The organism is Amycolatopsis bullii, assembly GCF_014654205.1.
Lineage (GTDB): Bacteria > Actinomycetota > Actinomycetes > Mycobacteriales > Pseudonocardiaceae > Amycolatopsis > Amycolatopsis plumensis.
The window spans coordinates 18,993-41,544 of sequence record NZ_BNAW01000070.1; the positions used below are offsets into that span (position 1 = coordinate 18,993).

At 71.9% G+C, this 22,552-nt stretch carries 13 protein-coding genes; 9 read left to right on the plus strand and 4 right to left on the minus strand.

The features are described from left to right. Nucleotides 1-38 precede the first annotated feature (38 nt). From IE317_RS41365 to IE317_RS41375, 3 genes are all read left to right on the plus strand, one after another. Complete coding sequence (locus IE317_RS41365; protein WP_191316826.1) at nt 39-791, plus strand: cyclase family protein; 753 nt, start codon at nt 39-41, stop codon at nt 789-791. Next, on the plus strand, nt 788-1,588 hold the full coding sequence (gene ddaH / locus IE317_RS41370; RefSeq protein ID WP_229903192.1) for a dimethylargininase: 801 nt from the start codon (nt 788-790) through the stop codon (nt 1,586-1,588). Before IE317_RS41365 ends, ddaH begins: the two co-directional genes overlap by 4 nt. Before the next feature lie 191 nt (nt 1,589-1,779). Beyond that, a complete protein-coding gene (locus IE317_RS41375; RefSeq protein ID WP_191316814.1) occupies nt 1,780-2,964 on the plus strand; it encodes a serine/threonine-protein kinase in 1,185 nt (394 codons plus the stop codon). A 57-nt stretch (nt 2,965-3,021) separates the two neighbouring features. Here the strand turns inward: IE317_RS41375 and IE317_RS41380 are convergent, their stop codons facing one another. Both IE317_RS41380 and IE317_RS41385 read right to left on the minus strand, forming a co-directional pair. Further along, the gene (locus tag IE317_RS41380) at nt 3,022-3,807 is read right to left on the minus strand and encodes an NAD-dependent epimerase/dehydratase family protein (RefSeq protein ID WP_191316815.1); all 786 of its coding nucleotides are present in this window, start codon (nt 3,805-3,807) and stop codon (nt 3,022-3,024) included. Further along, complete coding sequence (locus IE317_RS41385) at nt 3,807-4,823, minus strand: Gfo/Idh/MocA family protein (protein WP_191316816.1); 1,017 nt, start codon at nt 4,821-4,823, stop codon at nt 3,807-3,809. The genes IE317_RS41380 and IE317_RS41385 overlap by 1 nt, the downstream gene beginning before the upstream one ends. A gap of 239 nt (nt 4,824-5,062) precedes the next feature. On the opposite strand from IE317_RS41385, the gene IE317_RS41390 reads away from it, so the two are divergent. The 6 genes from IE317_RS41390 to IE317_RS41415 all read left to right on the plus strand — a co-directional run bounded on the left by IE317_RS41390 (nt 5,063) and on the right by IE317_RS41415 (nt 14,743). Then, nucleotides 5,063-6,331, plus strand: coding sequence for a macrolide family glycosyltransferase (locus IE317_RS41390; RefSeq protein WP_191316817.1), 1,269 nt, complete (start codon nt 5,063-5,065; stop codon nt 6,329-6,331). Between the two features lie 74 nt (nt 6,332-6,405). Then, a complete protein-coding gene (gene rfbA, locus IE317_RS41395; RefSeq protein WP_191316818.1) occupies nt 6,406-7,290 on the plus strand; it encodes a glucose-1-phosphate thymidylyltransferase RfbA in 885 nt (294 codons plus the stop codon). Nucleotides 7,291-7,295: 5 nt separating this feature from the next. Then, nucleotides 7,296-8,270 carry a dTDP-glucose 4,6-dehydratase gene (gene rfbB / locus IE317_RS41400; RefSeq protein ID WP_191316819.1) on the plus strand — a complete coding sequence of 325 codons (975 nt, stop codon included), beginning with the start codon at nt 7,296-7,298 and terminating at the stop codon, nt 8,268-8,270. A gap of 234 nt (nt 8,271-8,504) precedes the next feature. Beyond that, on the plus strand, nt 8,505-11,771 hold the full coding sequence (locus tag IE317_RS41405; RefSeq protein WP_229903193.1) for a glycoside hydrolase family 172 protein: 3,267 nt from the start codon (nt 8,505-8,507) through the stop codon (nt 11,769-11,771). A 325-nt stretch (nt 11,772-12,096) separates the two neighbouring features. Then, on the plus strand, nt 12,097-12,759 hold the full coding sequence (locus tag IE317_RS41410) for a helix-turn-helix transcriptional regulator (protein ID WP_191316821.1): 663 nt from the start codon (nt 12,097-12,099) through the stop codon (nt 12,757-12,759). Between the two features lie 565 nt (nt 12,760-13,324). After that, nucleotides 13,325-14,743 carry an ArnT family glycosyltransferase gene (locus IE317_RS41415; protein ID WP_229903194.1) on the plus strand — a complete coding sequence of 473 codons (1,419 nt, stop codon included), beginning with the start codon at nt 13,325-13,327 and terminating at the stop codon, nt 14,741-14,743. Nucleotides 14,744-14,822: 79 nt separating this feature from the next. On the opposite strand, the gene IE317_RS41420 is transcribed toward IE317_RS41415, so the two are convergent. Together IE317_RS41420 and IE317_RS41425 are read right to left on the minus strand one after the other, a co-directional pair. Next, a complete protein-coding gene (locus tag IE317_RS41420; RefSeq protein WP_191316823.1) occupies nt 14,823-16,049 on the minus strand; it encodes a macrolide family glycosyltransferase in 1,227 nt (408 codons plus the stop codon). After that, on the minus strand, nt 16,046-22,552 hold a 6,507-nt coding region (locus IE317_RS41425), incomplete at its 5' end, for a type I polyketide synthase (RefSeq protein ID WP_191316824.1). The genes IE317_RS41420 and IE317_RS41425, both read right to left, overlap by 4 nt.

Consider the following 22,552-nt stretch of genomic DNA (forward strand, 5'->3'; position numbering starts at 1 on the left):
CGCGGAATGTCCGCCAACTCATCCTGAACAGCGTGTCAATGGGGCCGGAGACGTCACGGATCGTCGACCTGACGCACGCGTTCGGCCCCGGTATCGCGGGCTCCGAGGAGTTCGCCGGGGAGCGTCGTGAGCCGGCGCTCAGCCTTCGGCGGGATGGGTTCGACCTGCAGCGGCACAGCCTGCCGGGTGCCTGGGCGACCCATGTGGACGCCCCCGCGCACATGCGGGCGGGCGGGCGCACCGTGGACCAGTTGCGGCCGGACGAACTGGTTCTGCCGTTGGTGGTCATCGACCTGTCCGCCGAAGTGGCCCGTGATCCCGGTACCTGCCTGGACGTTCCGCACATCCTGGACTGGGAGCAGCGGTACGGCCGGGTGCCGGGAAATGCCTTCGTGGCTTTCCGGTCGGACTGGTCGCACCGATGGCCGAGCCAGGACGCGATGCGCGGCCGGGAGCCCGATGGCCGGGTGCGGTCACCGGGGTGGACCGTGGCCGCGATCGATTTCTTGGTGGGGCACCGAGACGCCACGGCCTTCGGCCACGAGACGATCGACACCGACCCGGGCCACCGGGTCACCTCCGACGCCGACGGCTCGAACGCCGAGGAGGTCGCCGCCCGGCAACACCCGGCGGAGGCGCGGATCTTCGAGCACGACCGCTACCAGGTGGAGATGCTGGCGGGGCTGTCCGAAGTCCCGCCGCTCGGAGCCACGGTGGTCGTCGGCGTCGGCAAGGCCCGCAGCGCCACCGCGTTCCCCGCCCGCGTTCTCGCGTTGGTACCCGACGCATGAGCCGGCACTACCTGATGTGCGCGCCGGTCCACTTCGACGTGACCGAGAAGAGCAATCCCTGGATGCGGCCGGACCACGTGGTCGACCGGGAGCGCGCGCTGTCGCAGTGGCACACGCTGGTGGAGGTCTACGAGCGCCTCGGGCACCGGGTGAGCTTGCTGGATCCGGTGCCGGGCTTGCCGGACATGGTGTTCACCGCCAACGGCGCCGTCGTGGTCGGCGGCCGGGCGTTCGTGGCGCGGTTCCGCAGTGCCACCAGGCAACCCGAGTCCGCGGCGCACCAGCGGTGGCTGGAGTCGACCCGCTACGACGTCGCGATGTCCGAGGGGATCGGTGAGGGAGAGGGCGACTTCCTCTTCACCGGACGGCACGTCCTGGCGGGCACCGGCTTCCGCACGGACCACGCCACGCACCTGGAGGCGCAGGAATTCCTCGGCTACCCGGTGATCTCCCTGCGGTTGGCCGACGAGTGCTTCTACCACCTGGACACCGCCCTGCTGCCGCTCGACGCCGACACCATCGCCTACTACCCCGGCGCGTTCTCGGCGGGCAGCAGGCGCCTGCTCGAGCGCCTGTACCCGGACGCCCTGCTCGCCACCGCCGAGGACGCCGGCCACTTCGGTCTCAACGCGATCTCCGACGGCCACCACGTCGTCGTCCCTTCCGACAGCACCCGCTTCGCCGACCACCTGCGCGACCGGGGCTATGAGCCGATCCCCGTCGACCTCTCCGAGTTCCGGGCCTCCGGCGGCGGCCCCAAGTGCTGCACCCTGGAACTGCGCCCGGCGGCTGAATAGCGGGGACACAGCGGGCCGAGGTTTCACTCGCCCGGGCGACGGGTATGGGTTCTGCAGCGACCCAGGAGCACAGAAGAAGGCGCAACGCCAGGGTCAGGCGCGCCTCGAACGGTTCAGCCCAGCAGCCGTTGACCTGTATCGCGCCGGTGCCTGCCGGCGTATTCACGTGATGTCTGCGGAGGCTGATCTTCGTGCTCGACTTTGCCGGCGACGAACCGCCGCCGTCGATCGCCGGGCGCTACGAAGTGGCCGGCCTGATCGGCAGCGGCGCCACGGCGCGGGTCTACCAGGCCTTCGACCACCGCCTGCGCCGGGACGTCGCGATCAAGGTCTACGAGCGGGGCGCGATGCCCGTCGAGCAGCTGCGGCGGGTGCGGGAGAAGACCATCCAGGCCAGCATCGACCACCCCGGTGTCGTGGCCCTGTTCGACAACGGCACCGACGGCGGCCGCCCCTACCTGGTGATGCAGCTCGTCGACGGGGAAAACCTCGCCCAGCGGCTACTGGCCGGGCCGCTCCCGGGCGAGCAGGTGCACGAGCTGGCCGTGCAGCTGGCCGAGGCGCTGGCCCACGTCCACGCCCGCCGCGTCGTGCACCGCGACCTCAAGCCGGCCAACGTCCTGCTCGGCGCCGGCGGCCCGCTGATCACCGACTTCGGCATCGCCCACGAGCTGGACGCCACGCACGTCACCGGCACCGGCCTGGTCACCGGCACCGCCGCCTACCTGGCACCCGAGCAGGTCGTCGGCGACCACGCCGGCCCGGCCGCCGACGTCTACGCCCTCGGCCTGATCCTGCTGGAGTGCCTGACCGGCGAACGGGAGTATCCCGGCACGCTCGCGGAATCGGCCGTCGCGCGGCTGAGCCGCTCGCCCCGCGTGCCCGACGGACTGCCCGCCTCGCTGGCCCACGCCCTCGAGCGGATGACCGCGCGCGAACCCGGGCAGCGCCCCACCGCCGAGGAGGTCCGGCAGCTGCTGCAGCAAGCCACCGCCGTGCCGGTCGTGGACGCCGGCCCCCGGCGGCGCCGCCCCAAGCCGGCCGTGGTGGGAGGCTGCGCGATCGCCGCCACCTTTGCTCTCGCCGTGCTGCTCACCCGGCCGGATGCCGCGGTCCCCGAATCAGGCCGCCTGCCCGACGCGGGATCGGCGCTCTCCACCAGCCCCACGCCCCCGACATCGCTGCCCGCGCGGGCGCCCGCCTCGACCGTCATGGCAGGCGCACCGCACAGCACCGCCCGGGACGCACCGCACCTCGCGGCCGCGCCTCGCCCGGCGGCCGGGCCCGGCACCGGCCACCCCGCCGACGGGCCGGGCGGACCGGTCAAAGGCAAGGACAAAGGTCCAGACAAGGGTAAGGAACACAGCAAACCCTGAGACCGATCACCGCCGCGAGCGCGATCCTACCGGCGGAGACGCGGGAGAGGCCCGCGTTCACCGGCCCGAGCGGGCGAGCTCCTTGCAGGCGTGCGCCGCGAGGTCGTCGACGTAGCGGTCCAACAGCGCCGCCAGATACCCGGGACCGAAGCCGAAGTCGTCGATCTCCGGGGCCAGTTTGCGCAGCTTGGCGATGCTGGCGATGGACCGCTTGGCCGGCTTGCCGTGCACCAGCGTCCGCTCGGCGCGGGTTCCCAGGCGCTGCTCGAGGCCGTTGACGATGCGCTCGATGTCCTCCGGCTGGCCGGAGGCGATATTGACGATCTCGTCGCAGACGTCGCGGGTCAGCAACAGGTCGACCGCCCTCATCAGGTGGTCGATGTCGAGCAGGTCCCGTGAGGCGCCGCTGTACACCGTGACCTTGCCGGTGAGCACCTGCCTGGTCAGGGACGGCAGGAGCTGGTGGGCCACCTGCCTCTGGCCGACGATGTGCGTGAGGCGCAACCCGAGCCAGCGCACGCCGGAGGCCGCGAAGACCGCCTCCAGGGCCAGCTTGTGCCTCCCGTAATGGGTTTCCGGGAACACCGGGCCCTCCTCGGTGCCCGGCGAGTCCTCCGCGCCGTACATCCCCGCCGCCGCCGTGCTGAGGAAGACCGCCGTGCGGCCTTCGGCCTTGCAGTGGCGGATCACTTCGTAGACCAGCTTGGCCTCGCGCTCGAACGCGGCCGCGTCGGTCAAGTACACACTGGACACTCCCGCCGCGATGAGGGTGGCGTGCGGGTGCTGTGCGCCGAAGTACTCGCTCGCGCGCCCGGCGATGAAGCCCTTTCCGATGATCTCCATCAACCGTCCCCTTCGTCACGCGTGCCGACGCGCACGGCCTTCTTGCGGATCTCGTCGATGAGGCGGGCGGTCGTCACGGCCCGGTCGAGCCACGGACGCTCGGCGGCGGCGTCCACCACCGGCCCGGTGGCCGCGACGAAGGCCTCGACGGAATTGCGGAACTGGTCCGACGGCGGCAGCACGATCTCCTCCGCGTGGTCCTGCTCGGTGATGCGCAACACCGGCTGCCGGCTCGGGGGTGGCGTGAACGCGCGGTCGAGCGAGACCGACGCCGCGCTTCCCCACAGCGAATACCGCGAACCGTAGCTGTGCTGGATGCCGAACTCGAGCTGCGCGAACACGCCGTCGGCGGACACCAGCTGCACCTGGCCGGCCAGGTCGACCGCGAGCCGCTCGTCGACGCGCAGGGTCGCGCCGGTCACGGTCAGGTCCGGGCCGAGCAGCAGCTGGGCGGCGCGCAACGGGTACACGCCGATGTCGAGCAACGCGCCGCCACCCAGTGCCGCGTTGTAGCGGGTGTCGTCCGGCGGGAGCGGCGGGATGCAGAACGAGCCCGTGAACGTCCTCGGGGTGCCGAACCGCCCTTCGGCGAGCAGCTGCCGCACCTCCGTGTGCTGGCTGTGGTGTTCGAAGCTGAAGTTCTCCCGCAGCACCAGGCCCCGGCTCGCCGCCAGTTCGGTCAGCTCGACGGCGTTTTCCCGTGTGGTCGCCAGCGGCTTCTCGCACAGCACGTGTTTGCCGGCGCGCAACGCGTTTCCCGCCCATTCGTAATGCAACCCGTTGGGCAGGGAAATGTAGACCGCGTCGACGTCGTCGCGGCCGAGGATTTCGTCGTAGCCGCTCGCCACGGTGCCGAGCTCCGCGGCGACGTCCTTCGCGCGCTCGATCTCGCGCGCGGCGACCCCGCTCAGGCGAACCGTGTCCAGCAGGCCGATGGCGGGCAGCATGCGGCGGCGGGCGATCGGGGAACACCCGAGCAGTCCCAAGCGCAACGGCGAGGCGGCGCGGTCGTCCATCGCAGCCCCCTCGGAACGGCCGGTGTGCTCGAAGACGGCACCAGGGTGTGGCGAACTCGGTTCGCGGTGGCGGGACATGCACTCTCCTCACGGGAAAACTCGGCCACTCCCCGAGTTCTGACAGGCAAGACTAGGCGGAATCGGGAGATCGTCCGGCGCCGCGCGCGACCCACTAGGGAATCTCTCATTCCTCGGCACCGTCGGTTGGCCGTGACCCCGGCGGGCGGCATGGTGGTCGCGTGTCCACACCTCCCGCTTCCGAGTTCCCGCACGCGCCGAGCCTGCTTCGCCGCGGCGAACCCGGGCGCGCCCGTCATGTCGCGGTCTTCAACTTCCCCCGGTTCGGGCACATCCGGCCGACCCTGCCGGTCGTGCGCGAACTGCTGCGCCGAGGACACCGGGTCACCTACTTCGCCGCCGAGTCCTACGTCGACGCCGTGGCGGCCTCGGGCGCGGACGTCGTTCCGTACCCGTCGTCCTTCCCCGACGCGGTGGAGCCGGTGCACACCCCGGAAGAACTGTCCGGGCTGCTCGTCGACTTCCTGCGCGAAGGGCTGGCCGCCCTGCCCGCCGCACGCAAGCACCTGGGGCACCAGCTCCCGGACCTGGTGCTCGAGGACGCGCTGAGCACCGCGACGAGTGCCCTGATCGCCCGCGACGCCGGCTGTCCCGTCGTGCGGACGTTCGCGGGGTTCGGCGGCAACGACGAAGTCTCGCTCGACGGCGGTGAGCCGGCTCCGGAGAACCCGCTGCTGCCGGAAACGGCGATCATCGAGCGGGCCGCCGAGGACCTGTTCACGTCGCTGGTGCCGTACGGGCTCGACGAAGCCGGGTTCGAGTACGCCCAGCGCGGCTCCGCGGTTTCGGCGAACCTCGTGTTCATCCCCAAGGCCCTCCAGCCCTACGCCGACCGGTTCGACGACACCTTCGCGTTCGTCGGCCCCGAACCGGGACCGGACACCGGCGCGCTGCGCCCGGCGCCGGACCGGGACCGCACGGTGCTCGTCTCGCTCGGCACGTCGGCGACCGCGAACCCGCAGTTCTTCCGCGGCTGCGCGGACGCCTTCGCGGGCAGCGGCTGGCAGGTCGTCCTCGCCACGGCGGGGCACCTCGGTGCGGCCGACGTCGAACGGCTGCCCGCGGGCGTCGAGACGCACGACTGGGTGGACCACGACGAAGTGTTCCCGCGCATGCGCGCGGTGGTCTGCTCGGCCGGTGCGGGCACGGTCCTCGACGCGCTGCGCCACGGCGTGCCGGTGGTGATGGTGCCGCAGCAACCGGACGCGGTGACCTTCGCCCGCCACCTCCAGAAGCTGGGGCTCGGGAAGACGCTCAACCCCGAAGAGGCGACCGGCGCGACGATCCGGTCGGCGGTCGAAGCGGTCACCGCCGATCCCGCGATCGGCCGGAACGTCGCGCGCATGCGCACCGAAATCCGGGAAGCAGGCGGCTCGGTCCGGGCAGCGGACGTGCTCGAATCGCTCTGGCCGCGCACCACCACACCCTGAGCGTTCGCCTCCGTCGTCACCGATCCGAACGCCCGGCACCCATCCGTTCGTCCCGACAACCCCAGAAGGTTCCCATGAAGGGCATCATTCTCGCCGGCGGCAGCGGCACCCGGCTGCACCCGGTGACGCTCGCCGTGTCCAAGCAGCTCGTGCCGGTCTACAACAAGCCGATGATCTACTACCCGTTGTCGGTGCTCATGCTGGCCGACATCACCGAGATCCTGATCATCACCACCCCGACCGACCTCCCCGCCTTCCGGCGCCTGCTCGGCGACGGTTCCTGGCTCGGGCTGCGGATCGACTACGCCGAACAGCCGGAGCCGAACGGTCTCGCCGAGGCGTTCATCATCGGCGCCGACCACATCGGCAACGACGACGCCGCGCTCATCCTCGGCGACAACATCTTCCACGGCCCCGGCTTCTCCGGGATGCTCCAGGCCAAGACGCAGGACCTGAAGGGCTGTGTCCTCTTCGGCTACCCGGTGTCCGACCCGCACCGGCACGGCATCGGCGAGGTGGACGAGAACGGCATGCTGATCTCGGTCGAGGAGAAACCGGCCCAGCCGAAGTCCAACCGCGCGATCACCGGGCTGTACTTCTACGACAACGACGTGGTGGAGATCGCGAAGGGACTGACCCCCTCCAAGCGGGGCGAGCTCGAGATCACCGACATCAACGCGACCTACATGGAGCGGGGCAGCGCGCACGTCGTCGATCTCGGGCGCGGTTTCGCGTGGCTGGACACCGGCACGCACGAGTCGCTGCTCGAAGCCGGGCACTACGTGCAGACGCTGGAGGAACGGCAGGGCGTGCGGATCGCCTGCCTCGAGGAGATCGCCCTGCGGATGGGGTTCATCGACCCCGCGGCCTGCCACCGGCTCGGCGAGCGGATCAACAAGTCGTTCTACGGGCAGTACGTCATGGAAATCGCGCTCGCCGCGCAACGGAACGGGAGGTGAGCCGGATGCGCGTCGTGGTGACCGGCGGGGCCGGGTTCATCGGTTCGCACTACGTCCGGCAAGCGCTCTCCGGCGCCTACCCCGGGTTCGAACCGGAAGTGCTGACCGTGCTCGACCTGCTGACCTACGCCGGGAACCGGGCCAACCTCGCCCCGGTCACGGCCGACGAACGGCTGCGGTTCGTCGTCGGCGACATCTGCGATCCCGCGACCGTCAAGCAGGTGCTGTCCGACGCCGACCTGGTCGTGCACTTCGCTGCCGAGTCGCATGTGGACCGCTCGATCGAGGGCGCGGCCGATTTCGTCCGGACCAACGTGGTCGGCACCCAGACGCTGCTCCAGGGGGCGCTCGAGACCGGCGTCGAGCGGTTCGTGCACGTGTCGACCGACGAGGTGTACGGCTCGATCGACGACGGCTCGTGGCCGGAGGACTTCCCCCTCTCGCCCAACTCCCCCTACGCGGCTTCGAAGGCGTCGAGCGACCTGATCGCGCTCGCCTTCCACCGCACGCACGGGCTGAACGTCTCGGTGACCCGCTGTTCCAACAACTACGGGCCGTACCAGTTCCCGGAGAAGGTCATCCCGCTGTTCGTCACCAACCTCCTCGACGGCCTCCGCGTCCCGCTGTACGGCGACGGGCTCAACGTGCGCGACTGGCTGCACGTCGACGACCACTGCCGGGGCATCCAGCTGGTCGCCGCCAAGGGCCGGGCCGGCGAGGTCTACAACATCGGCGGCGGGACCGAGCTGACCAACCGCGAGCTGACCCACCGGCTGCTCGAAGCGACCGGCCGCGACGAGTCCGCGATCCAGCCGGTCGCCGACCGCAAGGGGCACGACCGGCGCTACTCGGTCGACATCACGAAGGCGTCGGCCGAGCTCGGCTACCGGCCGGAGGTCGACCTCGAGCGCGGGCTCGCGGAGACGGTCTCCTGGTACCGGGACAACCGGTCGTGGTGGGAGCCGCTGAAGGCACGCTGACCCCGGCCGCCCTCTTCCGAGCGGGCCTCCGCGACTGTCCCATGTCACCCGAAGGTGGACAACCTTCGTCGCGCACTGTGACCAGAGGACTGGGAATTTCCCTCAAAAGAGGAGACCATCCTGCGAGTAAGCAACGACCGTCCTTAGTGTCGGACTCGTTGATCACCTAGTGCTCTGGGGGAGTACTTACTCGTGCGGTCCACTGTGCGCAAACGTTTGCTATCCGGTCTCCTCGTGGTCGCGGCCGCCGCGAGCGGCATCGCCGCGGCCTCCGGCGAAGGGGAGGCGTACCCGGCGGCCGCTCCCGGCGGCCGGTACAGCGGGTGGGACGTCTACCGCGACATCGACGGCCTGAGTTCGCTGCGCACCGGCGACCGGGCCGGCCGGTTCTCCAGCTTCGACCGGTCGGGCGCCAACGACGACGGGTTCTTCGGCACCTACACCTGCCTGTCGGAGAGCCCGGACGGCTGCGTCATCGCCGACCGGACCGGCGCCGGGCAGCTGACCTCGATCTGGATGGTCGGCGACACGCCCCCCGACGAGCCGGATCCGCCGACCGGACCGGCGGGCGAACAACCGGCCCAACAGCCGGCCGAGCAGGCGGCCCGGCCGCCGAACCGGGCCGTGGCGGCCCGCGTGCCGCCGCCCGACCGCTACGAGAACAACACGATCAAGATCGAACTCGACGGCCGGACGGTGCTCGACGCCCGGATGGGCGACGTGGTGTCCGGCAAGCTGGGCGCGCCGTTCGCTTGGCCGCTGGTCGGCGACAGCCTCGGCACCAAGGGCGGCATGTCGATCCAGGTCCCGATGCCCTACCGCGAGTCGATGCGCGTCACCATGCGCAACTCGCCGCTCTTCTACCACGTCGACTACCGCGACTTCGACGACGCTGCCCAGGTGCGCACGTTCGACCCCGCCGACCCCGCCGGCGACGTCCTCCAGCGGCTGCGGCGGTTCGGGTTCGACGACCCCAAACCACCGGCCCCCGGCGCGACGACCACGACGCGGACCGCCGACGTCCCGAGCGGCCGGGCCACCGAACCGGTCCGGCTGACCGGCTCCGGCCGCATCACCCGGCTGCGCGTCGCACTCCCGCAGGTCGTGCCGGCCTCCGCGGGCCACGAGGACGGCAGGACGCTCGGCGCGGGCGGCGAGAGTTCGTTCCGCGTCACCGTCGATCCCCGCAACCAGGGCGTCCGGCTCACGCGCAAGATCGACCCGGCGGAGACCGGGCCGCCCCCGCAGGTGTTCGTCGACGGCAAGCGGGCGAACGCCACCGCGCAGCCCGCCGGCGAAGCCGGGTTCGAGTCGCTGCAGGTACCCGCGGAGCTCACCGCGGGCAAAGCGTCGCTCGCGATCACCACGAAAGCCGACGCGAAGTCCACCGAATTCCGCTACGACGTCCACAGCCTCGTCGACGGCTCCTACACCCGGACCGACACGCTCGACGTCGGACACTGGCACGAGGCCGAGGAACGCGCCCACGGCTACACGAACCGCGGCGAGGTGTGGCACGGTCTGCGGGAGCTGCGCATCCCGGTGCCCGAAGCCGCCGCCGAGCGCTCGCGCGCGCTGCTCACCGGGGCGCGTCTGCGCATCTCGTTCGACGGGCGCACCACGGTCGACGCCCCCATCGGCGAGTTCTTCGGCTCCGGGCTCGGGGCGTTCGACACGCGGAGCCTGCTGTACGCCATGGACCCCTCGCCGGGCGGCTGGTACACGGCCTGGTGGCCGATGCCCTTCGCCGGCCACGCCGAGGTCGAGCTCGTGAACGACTCCGGCGTGCCCATCACCGGTGCGAAGGTCGAGGTCACGTCGGCGCCGGACGGCTCGGTCGCCGGCAAGCTCGCCGCCCAGTCCACCGGCTACTTCCACGCCACCCACGGCAAGTCCGGCAAGCTTCCCGACGGCACCGACGTGCCGCTGCTCGACGCACGGGGCCGAGGGACCTTCTACGGCGTCACCGATACGATGCGCGGCGCGCCCGGCGGCCTGAACAAGCTCGAATTCCTCGAAGGCGACGAGCGCGCCTACGTCGACGGCCGCGCGACACCCGCGTTGCACGGCACGGGGACCGAAGACTTCTACGGCGGCGGCTGGTACTTCCTCGGCATCACCATGCCCGGGTCGACCCCGACGGCCGCGCTGTCCGGCTTCTCCGAGGAGGCCGACGGCTGTGTCTCGCTGTGCGTCGGGGCGACCAAGCTCCTGCTCGCCGACGCCATCCCGTTCGACGGCTCGCTGCGGTTCTCCGCGGAACGCGGCTCGGTGAACACCGACCCGGTCGAGCACAGCTGGACTTCGTACTGGTACGGCCAGGAAAAGACGGGACTGCGCGAAACCGACGTCGTCGACCCGGCCGACGTCGCCAGCCGGACGGCACACGGGTACCGGGCCGGCGGCGAGACGGTGTCCGCACTGGACAGCACGGTGGAGGGCGTGGACTACCGCGCGAAGCTGCGGCGGCCGACGACCTCGGCGACCGGCACCGTCGCGTTCACCGTGCGGACCGCGCCGAACGGCCGCGGCGCGCTCCTGCGGCGGCTGGCCGATCAGCAGCTCGCCGGCCAGGAAGCCGCGGTGTTCGTCGACGGCAAGGCGGCCGGGACGTGGCGGCAACCGCTGCACGACACCACTTCGCGCTGGCTCGAGGACGAGTTCCCGCTGCCCGCCGCGCTGATCGGGAACAAGCGCGAGCTCACCGTCGAACTGCGGCCGAAAGCCGGCGCGCCCGCGTGGTCGGCCTCGCAGTACCGGCTGCTGACCCGCGTCGAACCGTTCGCCGACACGACGCGGCCGGCCGCACCGGCTTCGGTGCGCGCGACGGCGGACCGGACCGACGCCGTCAACGTCGCGTGGGAGCCGGCCCGCGACGACGGGACGATCGCGCAGTACGAGGTGTACGCGGCGCGAACGCCCGAGGTGGCGCTGACGACGGCGAACCTCGTCGGCACCACGGTCGGCCGCTCGTTCCAGCACCGGGGCGCCGGTCCCGGCGCCCAGTGGTACTACCGCGTCCGGGCGGTGGACGGCGGCGGCAACGCGAGCGAGGCCTCCGCCGCCGTCGCGGGAACCGCGGGACGGCAGTACGAGATCGAGGCCGAGGCACTCGCCTCGGCGGCACAGGCGAACGTGCCGCTCTACGTGCCGCTGAGCCCCATCATGTCGGACACGGCCTACGTGCTGGTCGCGGCGGACCACCCCGGCGACGGCTTCACCGCCTCCGTCACGGTGCCCCGGGACGGGGTGTACGCGCTGAGCGCGTTCTGGTCGGCCTCCCCCGAACGCGGCCTGGGGGTGATCGAAATCGACGCCACGGCGGTCGGTGCGCCGTTCGACACCTACCGGCCCGGCGACGAGGAAGTCGTGCGGAACGACCGGGGCGCGGTGCGGCTGACCGCAGGCCGGCACGAACTCGCGGTCCGGACCGCCGGGAAGAACGCGGCGTCGGCGGCGCTGGTGCTCGGTCTGGACGAGCTCGTTCTCACACTCGCCTGAGCCGGAGGACAAGGGGTGACCCAGGCAACAGAATATTATCCGAAGGTCTGTCCGCAAAATATACTTTGGTATCTTGCCGACCGAGAACAGTCAGCCGGAATGCGAAGAATTAGTTTCACTTATTAAAGCATGATCATTTGATGTAAACTTAACTTAACCCGGGAGTCAAAGTCCCGCCTTAAACACCGGCCTGACCACGGTTGACTGACCCACTCACTGCTGATAGGTTACGGTTAGAAGTTCACCATGGCTTCTGTGTTCACGAATTTAATATACAATTAACATTATTCGTAGGTCTCTGGGGGGTCTACTAATGAATGTTCGCATGGAAGCATCGCCTGCACCGGGGGGTATTTGCCCGACGCAGCGAACAGCCCGGCCGGCGGCCGGTCAGCTTTCGGAATTCTGCGTAGCCAATCTCGACCACAATCTACTCGTACTGGAAGCGAACGCCGAATTTCTCAACTACCTCGGCCGGTCGGCGGCCGAGGTCTACGGCCGGACGTTCAGCAAGTTCGTCCACCCGAGCGTCGAACGCCTCGTCTCCCAGCACCTCGCCGGCCTCCGGGCCGGCACCCGGGACCGGTTCACGACGCGGATGCTGGCCGAACGGCCGAGCTACACGGTGGCCTCCGGCGTGCTGACCGGGATCGCCGTGCGCAAGGCAGCAGGTGGCGTGAGCGGCATCGTCATGCTGCTCAGGCCCGATCGAGCACACGCCGTGGAGGGCGCGTCCGAGTCCGACCAGCGCAAGACGCTGAGCGAACTGGACGCGCGGGTGCTCGAAGGGATCGCCACCGGCATCTCGACCGCACGGCTGGCCACCAAGCTGTACCTGAGCAGACAGGGGATCGAGTACCACGTCAGCGCGATGCTGCGCCGATTCAAAACACCCAACCGATCGGCGCTGGTGTCCAAAGCGTACGCGCAGGGCATTCTTCCGGTCGGGCAATGGCCACCGAAGGTTTCACCGGAAAACATTCACTGACGACCGCCGTCGGTGATTGATCAGAGCCAAAGAAAAGGGCACCGTGCACTCCCGGGAGGGAACACGGTGCCCTTTTCTTTTGGCCGTTCGACGTCCAGGAGGTCGACCGAAAATCCCAATGACTGGAACAACCGGCCGGACGGCGCGGCGAAGATCGTCAGTGAGATCCGGATCACAGTTTAAGCCGAAATAACTCGATCGGGCACGACACTGGCCCTTCTTCATGATCACCCACCGTATCTCTTCCCGTGATGAAATTACCCGAATGGGTGAATACCTTTTCACACGATCCACCCGGGACCGACCAAAGTCTTGGGTCGTCCGGAGCAGTCCTGGACCTTTGACAGCTCGAAATCCCGCTTGATCCGCGGTCAGATGGGTAACAGAGAGTCAGAGCTGGTTCCCACCGAAAGGACGGCCGGTGCCCGCGATGTCATCCAAGAACGCACGGACGCTGACAGCCCCGGCAGACGCCGCGAGAGCCGGCGCTGCGACCCCGCATTCCGCCGCGCCCCCCGCGGTGCCCCGTATCGCGTGGGGACCGGTGCTGGCCATCGTTTCCCTCGTGGGCGTCGTGATGGTGGTGACCAGCGCCAACTACGCCCGCGGGTTCGACGAGATGTACTTCCTCATCGCCGGCCGCGATCACCCCGCACTGGGTTACTTCGACCAGCCGCCGCTGGTTCCGCTGCTGGCCGGCCTGCTGGACCGGTGGTTCCCGGATTCGCTGATCGCGCTGCGCCTGCCGGTCAGCCTCGCGGCCGCGGCGGGTGCGGGCATCACCGCGCTCATCGCCCGGGAGCTCGGCGGCGGCCGGGGCGCGCAGGCCATGGCCGCCGGCGCCTACGCGTGCAGCGGGATCATCACGGTCAGCCACTGGCTGGCGACCTACACTCTCGACCCGTTCTTCTGGACGCTGCTCACCTGGCTGGTGGTCCGCTGGGTGCGGCTGCACCGGGCCGGCATCCGCGACGACCGGCCGCTGCTGTGGGCGGGCATCGTCACCGCGATCTCGCTCGAGACCAAGTTCATGATCCCGGCGTTCTGGGTGCTCACCGGGCTCAGCGCGCTCGTGCTCGGGCCGCGGGAACTGCTGCGCAGGCCGATGCTCTGGCTCGGCGCCGCCATCGCCGTGGTCTGCACCATTCCGGCGCTCGGGTGGCAGGCCACGCACGGCTGGCCGTACCTCGAGATGGGCCGGGTCGTCGCGGCCGAGTCCCCGGGCAAGGTGGCCTTCGTCATCACGAGCGTGTCCGGCGCCGGGTTCCTGGCGGGCGTGATCGGGCTCTGCTACGGGTACTGGCGCCTGCTGCGCGCCCCCGAGCTGCGGAGCTACCGGTTCCTCGCGGTCGCGCTGCTGGCGACGTTCGTCGCGTTCCTGCTGACCGACGGGCGGTTCTACTACACGATGGGCCTGTACGCGCTGCCGTTCGGCGCCGCGGCCGCCGAGCTGAGCCGGCGCCGGATGGCGAAGGGCTGGCGCCTGCTGGTCTGGCCGGTGTTCGCGCTCTCGGCCGTGCTCCTCGTGGTCCAGCTGCCGATCTATCCGGAGAGCAAAGTGCGCGGCATGCCCGAGTCGTGGAACGGCGTCCCGCTCGGCTCGACGTTCGCGAGCGGCGAGCTGCCGCAGCGGGACGTCGGCCTCCGCGCGGGCCAGGCCTACGCCGCGCTGCCACCCGAGGTGCGCGAGCGCACCGCGGTCTTCGCCGAGATCTACCCCTTCGCCGCGGCGACCGACTACTACGGCCGCGGCTACGGCATCGAGCAGGTCTACAGCGGACACCGGGGGTATTGGTACTTCGGTATGCCGTCGGAGACCAAGGACAAGGTCCTCGTGGTCAACCCGAGCCGCTCGGAGGGCAAGCGGGATCAGCTCGCGCCGTACTTCCGCAGCAGCCGCGAGGTGGTCGCCGGGTTGCTGACGTTGTACGAGGACCGTGAGCGGCCGTGGAGCGAGATCTGGCCGCAGGTGCGGAACAGCTGATCACCGGGCCGGCTTGGTGCAGGCGGCTTCGAACGCGCCGCCTGCACCGAGCCCAACCCACCATCGCCGCTTCGATGGCTCAGCGGGCCGGCGCGGCCAGGCGGGCTTCCACGACGTCTGCGGCGCGCGTGGCTCCGCCCGCGTTCCGCGTCGCCTCGCGCAGACGCTCGACGCTCTCCCCCACCGACTCGTCGCTCGCCACCGCCAGCACGGCGTCGCGCAGGTTCTCCGCGTCCGCTTCCGACGGGTCGAGCAGGCGGCCGGCGCCGAGTTCCGCCGCGCGGCGGGCGACGAAGTGCTCCTCCGGGGTTCCCGGGACCAGGACCTGCCGCACCCCCGCGTGCATCGCCCGCATGACGCTGCTCATCCCGGCGTGGGAAAGCAGCACCGTGGCGTGCGGCAGCACCTCCGTGTGCGGCAGCCAGCGGTACGCCGTCGCGTTCGCGGGGAGCGGGCCGAGGTCGGCCGGGTCGAGGCCGCCGCCGAGGGTCAGGACCACGCGCCACGGCAGCCCTTCGAACGCCGCCGCGCAGCGGGTGAAGAAGCCCGCGTCCCGGTTCTTCTCCGAACCGAGTGACACCACCACCAGCGGGTCGTCGCCGGCCGGTGGCTGCCATGACCGCTCGCCTGCGGGCACGTCCTCCACGCAGGGGCCGACGAACGCGTGCCGCTCGTCGAAGCTTTCGTGCTCCAGCTGGAACTCCTCGGGGAGGAACACCAGGTTGCTGCTTTCGCACGGCGCGTGGAACTCCTCCATCGGCAGGTCGGCCAGGCCGTGGCTGGCCAGCAGCTCGCCCATCCACGCGAAGAACTCCGAGAAGGCGGGGTGCGAGGCGTCCAGGTCCGGCGCGAACTCCGCCCCGACCAGCGGGCCGAGCTGGAACTTCTCGTTGGCCGCGAACGTCGGGTACAGCTGGATCGCCGGGCGCTGCCACTTCGCGGCCAGCACCCGGCCCGCGGCGTACGTGCTCGAGTCGTAGAGCAGCAGATCGGGCACCTCGCGGCCGGTGAAGAACGACTCGACCGGCGGGATGGTCGCCATCGCCTCCAGCATCGCGCGCAGCGGTTCGCGGGCCAGGTAGTCGGCGTCGAACACCTCCGGCAGCGGCCGCCCCGCCAGCGCCGAGACGTACGGCAGCACCTCGGCGCCCGCCGCCTCGGTCTCGGCGGCGAAGCGCGGGGTCGTCGGCATCGTCACCCGGTGGCCGCGCCGGACCAGCTCGCGCACCACCGGCAGCACCGGGTTCACGTGCCCGTACCCCGGGAACGGCCACACCAGCAGGTGCCTGCCGTCGTTGTCCTTCATCGCGCTGTCCTTTCCGCTGTGGAGAGTTCACCCGGCGGCACCGTGAGCCCGGCGGGCAGGTGCCCGGCCAGCCAGTCCCGCATCACTTCGGCGGTGCCGGCGGCCAGCGACTCGACCATCGTGAAGTGGTCGCCGGGCACTTCGAGCACCGTGTGCGCTTCCTTCCAGGTGGGCTGCCACGGCTTGGCGCCGTCCGGATCCGGCTCCGGTTCACCCATCGCGTCCGCCGCGCGCAGGAAGAGGATCGGCGCGGCGGGCTCGCCCGGCGTCCACTCCTCGCTGATCCGGAAGTACCAGTCCATCGAGGTGAGCCGGGTGCTGTCCATCCGGCCCGCGATGTCCTCCCGGGACAGCAGGCCGGCCATCATCTCCGGCCCCGAGACGCCGAGCGCGGCGGTGTCGTCCGGCCGGAAGCTGTCCATCATCACGATCGCCGCCGGGCGCACGCCGAGCCGTTCGAGGTAGCACGCCGTCGCGTGCGCCATCAGGCCGCCCGCCGAGTGTCCGAAGAGGACGAAGGCGCCGTCTTCGACGAGCGGCCGCGTCGCCTCGCCGAGCACTTCGGCCGCCGCTTCGATCGACGTCGGCAGGCTCTCCCCCTTCGCGAACCCGGGGTTCGGGAAGGCGTGCAGCTCGTGCGTGCCGCGGAAGGCGGCCGCCATGCGGGCGTACTGGTGCACGCCGCCGAGTCCCGCGTACGACGAGAACGCGATCAGCTTCGCCGGCGACGGCCCGCGCGAGAGCGTCACGTGCTTCGGGATCCTCGTGGCCTCCGCGGCCGTGGAGAACGTGGACCGCAGCTTCGAGACGGCCCGCAGCATCTCCCACGTCTCGTGCTCCTTGCCCTGCTCGATGCCGAGCCGGAACAGGTCGCTGAGCGTCTCGCCGTTGTCGCCTGCTGCCGCGGTGGCGCCGGCGGGTGCGGTCCCGCCGGCCGGCGTGACGGTGCCGAGCGCGTCCGCGAGCTGGTCGAGCAGGAACTCCGCGAGGTCGGTCGGCACCGGGTGGTCGAAGACGAGCGAGGCGGGCAGCCGGAGCCCGGTCGCGGCGGCCAGTCCGTTGCGCAGCTCGACGGAGGTGAGCGAGTCGAAGCCGAGCTCGGCGAGCCCACGGTCGGGTTCGATCGCGTCGGGCCCGGCGAATCCCAGCACGGCCGCCGCGTAGGACCGGACGAGCCGCACGGTCTCGTCGAGGCGTTCCGCGGGCGGCAGCGCGGCCAGCCGCGCGACCAGTTCCCGGCTGTCGGCCTCGGCCGCCGCCCCGGCCACCCGGCGGGTGACCGGGGCAAGGGCCCGGAACACCTTCGGCAGCGTCTCGCCCTGGGTGCGCAGCGCGGCCAGGTCGAGGGCCACCGGGGCGAGCACGGGTTCTCCCGCGCCGAGTGCGACGTCGAGCAGCCGCAGGCCCTCCCCGGTGGGCAACGGGGCGACCGCACCACCGCCGACCCGGGCCTGGCCCACCTGCTCGGGCGTGCGGCCCGCCTCGACCGACCGCGCCCACAGGCCCCAGTCGAGCGCGAGGGCGGGCAGTCCCCGCGAACGGCGGTGGTGCGCGAGCGCGTCGAGGAACGCGTTCGCGGCGGCGTAGTTGCCCTGCCCGGGCAGGCCGAGCACGCCCGCGACCGAGGAGAAGAGCACGAACGCCGCGAGCTCCCGGTCGGCGGTCAGGTCGTGCAGGTTGAGCGCGACGTCGACCTTCGAGCGCAGCACCGTGTCCATGCGCTCGGGGGTCAGCGACCCGATGGTGCCGTCGTCCATCACCACGGCCACGTGCAGCACCGCCGTCAGCGGGTGCGCCTCGGGGATGCCGTCGAGGACCGCGCGGAGCGAGTCGCGGTCGGTCGCGTCGCACGCGGCGACGGTGACTTCGGCGCCGAGCTCGGCGAGTTCCGCGACCGTCTCGGCGACGCCGTCGGCGTCGGGACCGCGCCGGCTGGTCAGCAGCAGCCGGTGCGCGCCCCGCTCGGTGACGAGGTGCCGGGCGACGCTCCGGCCGAGCGTGCCCGTGCCGCCCACGATCAGCACCGTGCCGTCGGGGTCCCACTTCGCGGGCTCGGCCTCGGTGACGGCCACCCGGGCGAGCCGCGCGACGCTCGTGGCACCCGCGCGGACCGCCAGCTGGGGTTCGCCCGCCGACGCGGCCGCCGGCAGTGCGGCGAGCGAGGCGGGGTCGTCGTCGTGGTCGATCAGGACGATGCGGCCGGGGTTCTCCCACTGGGCGGTCCGGACGAGCCCCCAGACGGCCGCACCCGCGAGATCCGTGACGGTCTCGCCCGCGGTGGTGACCGCGCCCGACGTGACGACGACGAGCCGGGTCGAGGCCAGCCGGTCCTCGGCGAGCCAGTCCTGCAGCACCGCCAGCACCCGGTTGGCCGTCGCCCGGACCGCCTCGGCGGTCGCACCGGGCACGACCGGCAGCACCACGGTCCGCACGCCCGCGACACCGGACTCGACGACCTCGCCGAGCGCGGCGACGTCCGGATAGGACTCGATGGTGTGCCGGCCCCGCCCGGCCTCGTCGAGGCGGTCGCGCAGGGCGGGCTCGTCGTCGCCGAGCACCACCCAGATCCCGTCGTCGGCCGGGTCCGCGACGACGGACGGCGACCACTCCAGCCGGAACAGCGAGTCGTGGTGGACCGCGCTCGCCGCCGCGATCGCGTCGGCCGGCATCGGCCGGAAGGCCAGCGAGCCGACGGTCAGCACCGGTGCGCCCGCCTCGTCGACCGCGTCGATCGCGACGCTGTCCGCGCCGGCGGAAGCCAGCCGCACGCGCAGCACCGAGGCACCGGCGGCGTGCAGGGCCACCCCCGACCACGAGAACGGGAACATGGCCGCGCCGTCCTCGCCGATCCGCACCACGCCGAGGCCGAGCGTGTGCAGCGCGGCGTCGAGCAGCGCGGGGTGCAGGCCGTACCGGTCGGCCTCGCCGCCGTCGGGCAGCGCGACCTCGGCGAGCACCACGTCGCCCTGCCGCCACGCGGCGCGCAGGCCGCGGAAGGCGGGCCCGTAGGCGTAGAAGCCCGCGGCGTCGTCGCCGTAGAAGCCGTCGAGCGGAATCGGCTCGGCGCCCGCCGGGGGCCACTCACTGCCGAACGGCTCGGACGGCCCGGCGGTGGCTCCGGCGGCCAGCAGGCCGCTCACGTGCCGGGTCCAGTGCTGCTCCTCCGGCGCCCCGTCCGGTCGCGAATGGACGGTGACCGGACGGCGGCCGGACGCGTCGGCCGGTTCGACCCGCACCTGGACGGCCACCCCGCCGCGCACGGGCAGCACGAGCGGCGCCTCGAACACGAGCTCGTCCACGGTGTCGCAGCCGGCCTCGTCGCCCGCGCGGATCGCCAGTTCCACGAACACCGTGGCGGGCACCAGGTTCGTGCCGGCGACGACGTGGTCGGCGAGCCAGGACTGGGTGTTCGCCGAGAGCCGTCCGGTGAACAGGTACCCCTCGGAGCCCGCCAGCGACACCCCGGCACCGAGCAGCGGGTGCTTCGCGGCCGCCAGCCCGAGCGAGACCGGGTCGCCGCCGCCGAAGTCCGGCGCCTTCGGCCAGAACCGCTCGGGGCGGAAGGCGTAGGTCGGCAGCTCGACCGGCCGCGCGTCGTACGGGGCGAAGAAGCGCGGCCAGGTCACGGCCCCACCCCGGGTGTGCCACTCGGCCAGCGAGGTGTGGAACCGGTCGAGCCCGCCGTCGTCGCGGCGCAGCGTGCCGGTCACCGCGCCACGCCTGCCCGCGTCGTCCAGCGTTTCCTGGATCGCCGTCGACAGCACCGGGTGCGGGCTGACCTCGACGAACGCGGTGTAGCCCACGTCCGCGAGCGCCCGCACGGCCGTCGCGAACCGCACCGGCTCGCGCAGGTTCGTGTACCAGTACGCGGCGTCGAGCTCCGCACCGCCGACCCAGTCGCCGGTGACGCTCGAGAGCATCGGGATCGCGCTCTCGCGCGGCCGCACCGAGGCCAGCACGTCGGCGAGCACGGCTTCGATCCGTTCCACCTGCGCCGAGTGGGAGGCGTAGTCGACCGCGATTCGCTTGGCGCGCACCCCATCGGCGTCCAGGACCGCGACCAGCTCGTCGATCGCGTCGCGCTCCCCCGCCACCACGACCGCCGAAGGCCCGTTGACCACCGCGACGGAGACCCGCGGTTCCCACGGTGCGATGCGGCGCCGGGCCTCCTCCTCCGGCAGGCCGACCGACGCCATGCCGCCGTGCCCGGACAGCCCGGCTTCGATGGCCTGGCTGCGGCGCACGACGATCGTCGCGGCGTCCTCCAGTGACAGCGCACCGGCGACGCAGGCGGCGGCGATCTCGCCCTGCGAGTGCCCGACGACGGCGTCCGGCTCGACGCCGGCCGCCCGCCACAGGGCGGCGAGCGAGACCATGACGGCGAACGAGACCGGCTGGACGACGTCGACCCGCTCGAGCGAGGGCGCGCCCGGTTCGCCGCGCAGGACGTCGACGAGCGACCAGTCGACGAGGCCGGCGAAGGCGAGCGCGCATTCGGAGATCCGCTCGTCGAAGACGGGCGAGGCGTCGAGCAGGTCGGCGCCCATCCCGGCCCACTGCGCGCCTTGGCCCGGGAACACGAAGGCGGTCTTGCCGCCCGGCCCCGCCTCCGCGCGCACGAGGTTGCTCGCCACCGTCCCGTCGGCGAGGGCGGCGAGCCCGGCCCGGAACCCGGCGGCGTCGCCGGCCGTCACCGCGGCGCGGTGCTGGAACACCGCGCGCCGCGTCGCCAGGGTGTAGCCGACGTCGGCGAGGTCGACCTCCCCGTTTCCGTCCACATAAGACAACAGCCGGGCGGCTTGCCCGCGCAGCGCGTCCGCCGTCTTGGCCGAGAGCACCCACGGCAGCGCCACACGGGTGCGCGGTGCGCGGGCCGCGGGCTCGCCCGGTTCGGGCTCTTCGAGGATCACGTGCGCGTTGGTGCCGCTGATGCCGAAGGACGACACCGCCGCGCGGCGGGGCCTTCCGTGGCGTTCCCAGGCCACCGGTTCGGTCAGCAGCCGGACGTGGCCGGCGGACCAGTCGACCTGCGGCGTCGGGGCGTCGACGTGCATGGTCTTCGGCAGCAGGCCGTGCCGCATGGCGAGGATCATCTTGATGATGCCCGCCGCGCCCGCCGCCGCCTGGGTGTGGCCGAGGTTGGACTTGACCGAGCCGAGCCAGAGGGGCCGGTCCTCGGGGTGGTCCTGCCCGTAGGTGGCCAGCAGCGCCTGCGCCTCGATCGGGTCGCCGAGCCGGGTGCCGGTCCCGTGGGCCTCCACGACGTCGACCTCGGCGCCGTCGAGGTCCGCGTCGGCGAGCGCCTGCCGGATGACCCGCTGCTGGGACGGCCCGTTCGGGGCGGTCAGCCCGTTCGACGCGCCGTCCTGGTTGACCGCCGTGCCACGCACGATCGCCAGGACGGGGTAACCGGCCTCGAGCGCGTCCGAGAGCCGCGCGACGAGGAGCATGCCGAGCCCCTCGCCCCAGCCGGTGCCATCGGCCGAGGCCGCGAACGACTTCGACCGGCCGCTGGCCGAGAGCGCGCGCTGCCTGCTGTAGTCGATGAAGGTGCTCGGCGTCGACATGACCGTCACGCCGCCGGCGAGCGCGAGCGAACAGTCGCCGCGGCGCAGTGCCTGCGCGGCGAGGTGCAGGGTGACCAGCGACGACGAGCACGCCGTGTCGATGGTGACGGCGGGCCCTTCCAGGCCGAGCACGTAGGACACCCGGCCGGAGGCGACGCTGCCCGAGGTGCCGGTGCCGACGTAGCCCTCGGCGCCGTCGGGGAGCAGGAACAGCTGGGCGCCGTAGTCGTGGTACATCACGCCGGTGTAGACGCCGGTCTCGCTGCCCTTCAGCGACGTCGGGTCGATCCCGGCCGACTCGATCGCTTCCCAGCAGCCTTCCAGCAGCAGCCGCTGCTGCGGGTCCATGGCGAGGGCCTCGCGCGGGCTGATGCCGAAGAACGCGGCGTCGAACTCCGCGGCGTCGTGGAGGAACCCGCCCTCCCGCACGTAGCTGGAGCCGGCCTGGTCCGGATCGGCGGCGAACAGCGCCTCCAGGTTCCACCCCCGGTCCAGCGGCATCGGCGAGATCCCGTCACCGCCGGCCTCGACCAGCGACCACAGGTCGCCGGGGTTGCGCACGCCGCCGGGGTACCGGCAGCTCATCCCGATGATGGCGATCGGCTCGTCGCCGGATGCCCGGGCCGTGCGCGTGCGCGTCCGCGCCGGGGCCTCCCCGAAAACGCGTTCGAGCAGGTGGTCGGCGAGCACCACCGAGTTCGGGTAGTCGAAGATCAGGGTGGCGGGCAGGCGCAGCCCGGTCGCCGCCGCGAGCCCGTTGCGGAGTTCGAGCGCCGTCAACGAGTCGAAGCCGAGCTCGCGGAACGCGCGGCCGGGCTCGACGCCGGTCGCGTCGGGGTGCCCCAGCACGGCGGCGGCCTGCGCGCGGACCAGCTCGACGACCGCATCCCGCCGCTCGCCCGGGGCCAGCTCGGCGAGCCGTTCGCCGAGCGCGGT